This is a genomic window from Streptomyces fulvoviolaceus (assembly GCF_000718165.1).
Classification (GTDB): Bacteria; Actinomycetota; Actinomycetes; order Streptomycetales; family Streptomycetaceae; genus Streptomyces; species Streptomyces fulvoviolaceus.
The window spans coordinates 1-225 of record NZ_JOEY01000236.1 but is presented as its reverse complement, the minus strand read 5'-3'; the positions used below and the strand labels follow the sequence as shown (position 1 = coordinate 225).

1 pseudogene is annotated in these 225 nt (G+C 70.2%); it reads left to right on the top strand.

Annotated elements, in window-relative coordinates:
- Nucleotides 1–225: pseudogene (locus IG08_RS55575) on the top strand (IS200/IS605 family accessory protein TnpB-related protein); the annotation flags it as partial.

The window sequence follows — 225 nt, the reverse complement described above, 5'->3', positions numbered from 1 at the left end:
CATCCACTACGACACGGCACGGGGGCGCTGGTATGTGACCGCCTCCTGGCAGATCCCGGTCTCCCGGACCACCCCGATGGCCGCCGCCCTTACGCACGGGGTGGTCGGCGTCGACATGAACGCCGACCACCTCGCCGCCTGGCGTCTCGACGCCCACGGCAACCCGACCGGGACCCCGCGCCGCTTCTTCTACGACCTCACAGGCACAGCCGATCACCGTGATGC